The sequence below is a fragment of the Micromonospora sp. NPDC006431 genome, assembly GCF_042870725.1.
Taxonomy (GTDB): Bacteria; Actinomycetota; Actinomycetes; order Mycobacteriales; family Micromonosporaceae; genus Micromonospora.
Map to the genome: position 1 here is coordinate 118,279 of NZ_JBIAHQ010000014.1, position 7,638 is coordinate 125,916.

4 protein-coding genes are annotated in these 7,638 nt (G+C 72.4%); 3 read left to right on the forward strand and 1 reads right to left on the reverse strand.

Going from position 1 to position 7,638, the window contains the following annotated elements; all coding sequences use genetic code 11:
* The first annotated feature begins 80 nt into the window (after positions 1-80).
* The 3 genes from ACFYM6_RS23200 to pepN all read left to right on the forward strand — a co-directional run bounded on the left by ACFYM6_RS23200 (position 81) and on the right by pepN (position 7,400).
* A complete protein-coding gene (locus tag ACFYM6_RS23200) occupies positions 81-3,194 on the forward strand; it encodes an amino acid adenylation domain-containing protein (protein ID WP_387278589.1) in 3,114 nt (1,037 codons plus the stop codon).
* 89 nt (positions 3,195-3,283) lie between these two features.
* Positions 3,284-4,873 carry a methyltransferase gene (locus tag ACFYM6_RS23205; RefSeq protein ID WP_387278591.1) on the forward strand — a complete coding sequence of 530 codons (1,590 nt, stop codon included), beginning with the start codon at positions 3,284-3,286 and terminating at the stop codon, positions 4,871-4,873.
* Between the two features lie 94 nt (positions 4,874-4,967).
* On the forward strand, positions 4,968-7,400 hold the full coding sequence (gene pepN, locus ACFYM6_RS23210) for an aminopeptidase N (RefSeq protein ID WP_387278592.1): 2,433 nt from the start codon (positions 4,968-4,970) through the stop codon (positions 7,398-7,400).
* A 5-nt stretch (positions 7,401-7,405) separates the two neighbouring features.
* On the opposite strand, the gene ACFYM6_RS23215 is transcribed toward pepN, so the two are convergent.
* Positions 7,406-7,627, reverse strand: a complete 222-nt coding sequence (locus tag ACFYM6_RS23215; protein WP_387278594.1) for an MbtH family protein — start codon at positions 7,625-7,627, stop codon at positions 7,406-7,408.
* Positions 7,628-7,638 lie beyond the last annotated feature (11 nt).

Below are 7,638 nucleotides of genomic sequence, written 5' to 3' on the forward strand. Positions count from 1 at the left end.
CCGTCGATGGCGACGACGAGCATGAATCCAGATGTAGCGCCCAGTGCCGACTCGAGATGGCGAAACCAGTAGGAGACGGGATGACGACGGACGAGCTCAACCGCGCGGTGACCGGCCCCGATGGCGCTATGCGCGAAGAATGGACCGCACTGGCGGCGGAGGTAATCGGGTGCCCGGTCGAGACGGTCCAGGACCGGGCGGACACGGCGTCCTTCATCGATCTGGGTGGTACCTCGTTGCGCGCGGCCGACTTCGCGGCCAGGGTTGAGCGCCGCCTCGGAATCTCGCCGCCGCTGCGTGCCCTGCGCGGGTCGGTGCCCCTCGCGCAGGCCATGGCTCACGCAGGCGAATACCGGCCGGTGCCGGCCAGTGCGCCGACGACCTCGGTGTACCGGCCGTTGCTGCCCAGCCAGGATGGCATGCTGATGGCCGAGGGCCAGCACGGCGGTCGTGGTGTCCGGGTGCTGTTCACCGCCGAGAGCGCCACGCCGTTCGAACCTTACCGGCTGCGGGCGACGTTGGCCGAGCTGACCAGAAGCCACGAGGCGCTGCGTACCGCTTTCACCCGCACCGATACCGGCTATGCCAGGCGGGTGCTGGCCACCTGGCAGCCACGGCTGATCGAACAGCGGCTGGCCCCGCCGCCTGGCGTGGATCCGGTGACGATCGTGCACGCCCAGCTCGCGGCCAGCCCCGACCTGCTCGCGCCGTTCACCGAGCCGCCTGTGCTGTTCGTGCACAGCCAGGTCGACGGTGGGCCGGACCTGCTGTCGATCCTGGTGCATCACGCGCTCCTGGACGGGTGGGCGCTGGCCCAGTTCTGGCGCGCGTTCGCCCGCGCGTACACCGCCGGCACCGCCGAGCCGGGCCCGTCGCCGGAGCTGATCGTGTCCCGGTACCAGGAGCTGACCGAGAGCGGCCGGCTCGCCGAGCTGACCCAGCTCGCGGTCGCCGACCTCGCCGACCTGCCCGGAACCGTCCTGCTGCCCGTCGACCGGGCCCGGCCGGAGACCCCGGACGTCAGCGGGGCACACCTGCCGTTCGGGCTCAGCGCCGAGCTGCGGGACCGGGTCATGAAGACGGCGCGGCAGCTCGGGGTGACCCACACCGTCGTACTCTTCACCGCTTGGGCGACGGCGGTGGGGCGGCGTGCCGGGCTCCGGGACCTCGCTGTCGGGGTCGGCATGTCCGGTCGGCAGGTCGCCGAGCTGCACGACGTCCTCGGGCTGTGCGTGCGCATCGTGCCGGTGCGATGCCGGCTCGACGACACACGTACCGTCGCCGAGCATCTGCGGGCCTGCGCCGCCGGCTGGGCGGCCGCCGCCGAGCGGGCCGAGCTGCCGCTGGAACACATCATCCCGGCGCTCGGCCAGGACGAAGTCACCGATCGGATGCCGGTCATCCAGGCCGTGTTCGAGGCGCACGACGAGCTGCTGGGTGGGCGGGTGCGGGAGGGCGGGCTGGACCTGACCCTGCACGAGGGGTACTGCGGCGCCTCGCACATGGAGACCACAATGTTCTTGACCAGTTGGGGCGAGCGCCCGGTGCTGCAGCTGGAGTACCAGCCGGCGGTGTTCCGCCCCGGCGAGGCGGTCGATCTGGTCGAAGGGTTCACGGCGGCGCTGGAAGAGTTGGTCGCGGACGTGGACGCGCCGCTGTCGTCGGTACGGGCGATCTCGGCGCGGCAGCGGGAGCGGCTGGCCGCCTTGTCCGACGGGCCGGCCACCGACTGTGCGGCCGGGCTGTGGCAGTTGTTCGAGGAGACGGCCGCGCGGCACCCGGACGCGGTCGCGGTCGAGACGCTGACGTTCGACGAGCTGCTTGCCGCCGCACGTACGCACGCGTCCGCACTGGCCGATGTCTGCCCGGGTGACCGGGTCGTCCTCGCCGTGCCGCGCGGCGTCGCCGAGGTCGTGGCCGTGCTCGCCGTTCTGCACCGGGGCGCGGCGTACGTGGGGATCGACTCCGACGCACCGCGGGAATGGCTCGCCGAGATCCTGCGCCAGGTCTCGCCACGCGCGGTCATCGGCTCGCCCGAGCTGGCCGAGTTGGCCTCCTGCCCGGCGGTCCCACCATGGGCGCCGACCGACCCGCTGGTACCCGGACCCGAACCGGCACCGGCCGACCCGGCCCGGACCGCGTACCTCGCCTTCACGTCCGGCTCAACCGGTCGGCCCAAGGGGGTACCGGTGCCGCACCGCGCGGTCGTGCGCCTGGTCCGCGACGTCGGGTACGTCCGGCTCGGCCCGGACGAGCGGTACCTGCGCCTCGCGCCGCTGGCGTTCGACGCCTCCACGCTGGAGCTGTTCGCGCCCCTGCTGTCCGGCGCCAGCCTTCAGGTCTTCCCCGACGGGCCGGTCGCGCCGACCGAGCTGGCCCGGTTCCTCGTCGAACGTCGGGTGAGCGTGCTGTGGCTGACCGCCGGACTGTTCCGGCTTGTGGTCGACCACCGGCCCGAGGCGTTCGCGCCCGTACGGCAGGTGCTCACCGGCGGCGACGTGGTCCCGCCGGAGCAGGTACGGCGGCTGCTCGAGCGGTACCCGGGGCTACGGGTCACCAACGGGTACGGACCGACCGAGTGCACCACGTTCACCACGGTCCACCACCTCGACTCGCCGGCCGAGGTGAGCGACCCGCTGCCGATCGGCCGGCCGGTCCCGGGTACCCGGGTGTTCGTGCTCGACGAGGACGGCCATCCGGTGCCGCCGGGGGCGGTCGGTGAGCTGTGCGTCGGCGGTGCCGGCCTCGCCGACGGTTACGTGGGCGCACCCGAGGAGACCGCCCGAGCATTCGGGGGGCGGGCGCCGGACACCGGCGAGCGCTTGTACCGCACCGGGGACCTGGTGCGCTGGGACGGGCGCGGGCGCCTGGTCTTCATCGGCCGGCGCGACCACCAGATGAAGGTACGCGGGTTCCGGGTCGAGCCGGACGCGGTGGCGCGGCGGCTGCGCGAGCATCCGCAGGTACGGGACGCGGTCGTGGCCGGCGACGGTGATCCCGGCGCTGACCGGCGGCTGCTTGCCGGCGTCATCGTCGCCGACCCGGCCCCGTCCGTGGCGGAGCTGCGGGCCTGGATCGCAGACGCGCTGCCGTCCTGGGCGGTACCGGAGCTGTGGTCGTTCACCGATGCGTTCCCGCTGACCAGCAACGCGAAGGTGGACCTGCAGGCCCTGGCCAAGCACGCGGTCGCCTAGGTAGGACCAGCTGCCAATTCGCCGAAGGAGCAGCTGCTGATGGAGCCGTATGGATTGGTGGAGAGATGACAGGTAAATCTGTTCCGCAGTTGTTCGCCGGTCAGGTCGACGAGATCGAAGCCGTCGTCAACGCGCATCCACAGGTACACCGTGCGGTGGTGGTCGCCCGCGAGGACGGCCCCGGAGATCGCCGCCTGGTGACCTTTGTCATCCCCGAAGACACTGTGCCGCACAGCGATTCCGGACCCTCCGCGAATGCCAGCGCGGGTGACTTCGTGGCGCAGTGGCGCCGGGTGTACGACGACCTGTACTCCGAGGTGATTTCCGTCGATGACCCCCAGCTGGGTCGGCTCGGTTCGGATTTCAGCGGCTGGAACAGCAGCTACACCGGTGGGGCGATTCCCGTCGAGGAAATGATGCTGTGGCGGGCGGCCACGGTGGACCGGATCCGAGGCCTGAAACCCGCCAGGTTGCTCGAGATCGGGGTCGGTTCGGGGCTGCTGATGTCGCACCTGGCCGCGGACTGCGTGGAGTACCGCGCCACGGACTTCTCCCCGGTGACCATCGCGAAGCTGCGGGCCCGCCTGAAGGCCGCAGGTGTGCCCTGGGCCGACCGGGTGCACCTGCGGGTCGCCGAAGCCATCGAGACCGACAGGCTGCCCGAAGGGTACTTCGACACGGTGGTCATCAACTCGGTGGCGATGCACTTCCCCGGGCACGGGTATCTGCGTCGGGTGATCGAGCAGGCGCTGAGAGTGCTCGCGCCGGGTGGCTCGTTGTTCCTGGGCGACATTCGGAACCTGAGTCTGCTCGAGGAGTTCTTCACCGCGGTGCAACTCGCGCGGGACCCGTCCGCGGAGCCGGCGACGATCCACGAACGGGCCCGCCGGGCGGTGGCGGCGGAGGACGAGTTGCTGCTCGCCCCGGAGTACTTCGTGGCGACGGCACGGGAGTTGGCCGATGTCGCGGGGGTCGATATCCAGCTCAAGCGTGGCGCCGCGGTCAACGAGTTGACCCGATACCGCTACGACGTGGTGTTGCACAAGGGCCCGACCCGGGTGCACTCGCTCGCCGACGTACCTCGGGTCGCGTTCGCCGACCTGGCGTGCCGCGACATCGGAGACTTCGGCGACCACCTTGAACGGATCATGGGTGAGCAGCCCGGCGGGAGCCTGCGCGTCACGCGAATCCCGCACGGCGGGCTGGTCAATGAAATCGCTGCGGTACAACGCATCCGGCGCGGACAACCGGCCTCGACCGTGGCCGCGCCGGACGGTGGCGCGCAGGCGGAGGCGGGGTGGCTTCCGGAAGACCTGCACCTTCTCGCGGAGCGCCTGGGCTGGAAAGCCGTGGTGACCTGGTCGGCGCAGCCGGACTGCCTGGACGCGGTCTTCCTCGGTCCCGAAGCCCTCGCCCAGGCGTCGCAGGCGGGCGACCGCGAGGTGTTGACGGACGTGTACGAGGCGCGGGGGCCGGTGGAGCGGGCGGCCCGATATGCGAACTATCCGCATGCGTCGGTGTTGGCCGACGACGTGCGCCGGTTCGTCGCCGAGCGAGTACCCGGATCCATGGTTCCCGCCGTCGTCGTCGTCGATCAGTTTCCGTTGACGGCGGACGGCGAGCTCGACCGTGCGGCGCTGCCTGCGCCGGAATTCACTACCGAGCACGGGTGGTCGTAAGAGGGTCCATGCGGTCCAGAGCCGTGCCTGCGCGACGACCGCGAGGTGTTCCGCCACGGCGGCGGCCGCGCCGATCGACCTCCGAGGAGGACCGATGAGCACGCGCAGCCTGACCCAGGCGGAGGCCGAGCACCGTGCCGCCCTGCTGTCGGTGCGGCACTATGAGATAACCGTCGACTTCACCGACCTGCCCACCGGGCCGGCGGTGCGGTGCGTGTCCACCGTGGCGTTCACCTGCGTCGAGCCGGGTGCGGAGACGTTCGTCGACTGCGCCGCCCGGGTGCTGGCCGGCACGCTGAACGGCGAACCACTGCCGCCGGCGGCCGACGGCCGGATCCCGCTGCCCGCCCTCGCCGCGGAGAACACCCTGCGGGTGGAGACGGTGCAGGCCGACACGACCGACGGCGCCGGGGTGCACAAGGTCGTCGATCCGGCTGACGGCGAGGTGTACGTGTGGACGACCTTCGAGCCCGACGTGGCGCACCGGGTCTGGGCCTGCTTCGACCAGCCCGACCTGAAGGCCCCGCACACGTTCACCGTCACCGCGCCCGCCGCCTGGGTCGTCACCAGCAACAGCGGCGATCCCAAGGTGGAGACCCTGGACGGCGTGCGGCGCTGGACCTTCCCCGCCACGCCACCACTGTCGCCGTACAACACGGTGGTCAACGCGGGCCCGCTGCACGAGATCCGCCGCGAAGCCGGCGGTCACGACCTCGGCGTCTTCGCCCGCCGTTCGCTGGCTGCGGTCCTCGAGCGCGACGCCGACGAGATCTTCACCGTGACCGCGCAGGGCCTGGCCTTCTTCGGCGACGTCTTCGGCATGCCGTTCCCGCAGCGCAAGTACGACCAGGTGTTCATGCCCGAGTTCGGCGGCGCGATGGAGAACTACGGGTGTGTCACCTGGTCCGACGCGGCGCTGCGGCGCGCCGCGCCCACCCCGGCCGAGCGTGAGGTGCTGGCCACCGTCCTGCTGCACGAGATGGCGCACATGTGGTTCGGCAACATCGTGACCATGCGCTGGTGGGACGACCTCTGGCTGAACGAGGCGTTCGCCGAGTTCGCGTGCTACTGGGCGGCGTCGCGCGCCACCCGCTACCCCGACGCGTGGGCGGGCCTGCTCGCCGGGGACAAGCTGTCGGCATACCTGGCGGATCAGGGGCCGACGTCGCACCCGATCCGCCTGCCGGTGCCGGACGTCGCCGAGGCCGCCTCGATCTTCGACGCCATCACCTACCCCAAGGGTGCCGCGGTGCTCCGGCAGCTGGTGACATATGTCGGTGAGGAGAACTTCGTCACCGGCATGAAGGCGTACTTCGCCCGGCACGCCTGGGGCAACACCACGCTGCAGGACCTGATCGACGCCCTCGCCGCGGCCTCCGGCCGGGACCTGGACCGGTGGCGGGCCGGCTGGCTGGACAGGGCCGGCACCGACCGGCTGACACTGGAGCCCGACGGCGCCGGGCTGGTGCTGGCCGGACGCGGGCCGGACGGGCCGCCGCGACCGCAGGTCCTGGCGGTGGGCGCCTACAGGCGCGGCGCGGCCGGACTGGTGCGCACCGCGTTGGCCGAGGTCGACGTGCAGGGTCCGCGGACCCCGGTCGACCTGCCGACCGGAGCCGACTTCTATCTGGTCAACGACGAGGACCTGACCTTCGCCAGGACCCGGCCGGCGGGCGGGGCGGAGGCCCTGGTGGCGGCCGCCGGCGAGCTGCCCACCGCGGTGTCCCGGGGCGTCGTCGTCGCCACCGTGTGGGACATGCTGACCACCGGCGAGGCGACCCCGGAGCAAACGGTGCGCTGCCTCACCGCCGTGCTCGCGGTCGAGACGTCCGACGCGGTGATCGAGCCGTACCTCCGGCTGGCCGGCAACGCCGCCGAGCTGTGGGCGGGCGACGACCGGCGCGACGCGCTGCTGGCCGCGGTGGCCGAGGCGTGCCGGGCCCTCGCCGAGCAGCCCGGCCGCCGGCAGGTGGCGCTGCGCGGGCTGGCCCGGGCCGCCCGCGACCTCGACGAGGTGGCCCGGCTGCGGGAGCTGGCCGGCGGCGACGTCCACCTGCACTGGCGTGCCCTCATCCGCACCGCCGAGCTCGGCGGCGCGACCGGGGACGCGGCACGCGAGCTGCTCGCCCGCGATCCCGACCCGGACGCCCGGTACCAGGCGCTGGCGGTGCGCGCGGCGGCGCCCGACGCCGACGGGAAGGCCGCCGTCTGGCAGGCCATGGCGGTCGAGCGGACGGTGCCGATCGGCTCGCTCACCGCGGTCACCACGGCGTTCTGGCGTCCCGGGCAGGACGCATTGCTCGCCGAGTACGCCGACCGGTACCTGAAGGTCCTGCCCGAACTGGACCGCGCCGGGATGATCCCGGCGATGGCGTACTCCCAGCGGATGTTCCCGGTGTTCGGCATCGGCGCCGATTTCCCCGACCGGGCCGAGGCGGCCGCCGAGGCGGCCGCGCCGGTCGTGCGCAAGACGGTGCGGGAGCGCGCCGACGAGCTGCGCCGGATGCTGCGCTCCCGCAACACCTGAGCCGGTCAGCCGCCGGCGGAGTCCATGGCCCGGGCGAGGCTGGCGGGCCGCATGTCGGTCCAGGTCCGTTCGACGAAGTCGAGACTGTTCTGCCGGCTGTCCGCCGGGTGCACGCAGCGCCAGCCGGCGGGCACCTCCGCGGCGGCCGGCCAGAGCGAGTACTGCGCCTCGTCGTTGACCAGCACCAGGTATTCGCTGTCGTCGTTCTCGAACGGGTTCGTCGTCATCATCGCTCCTC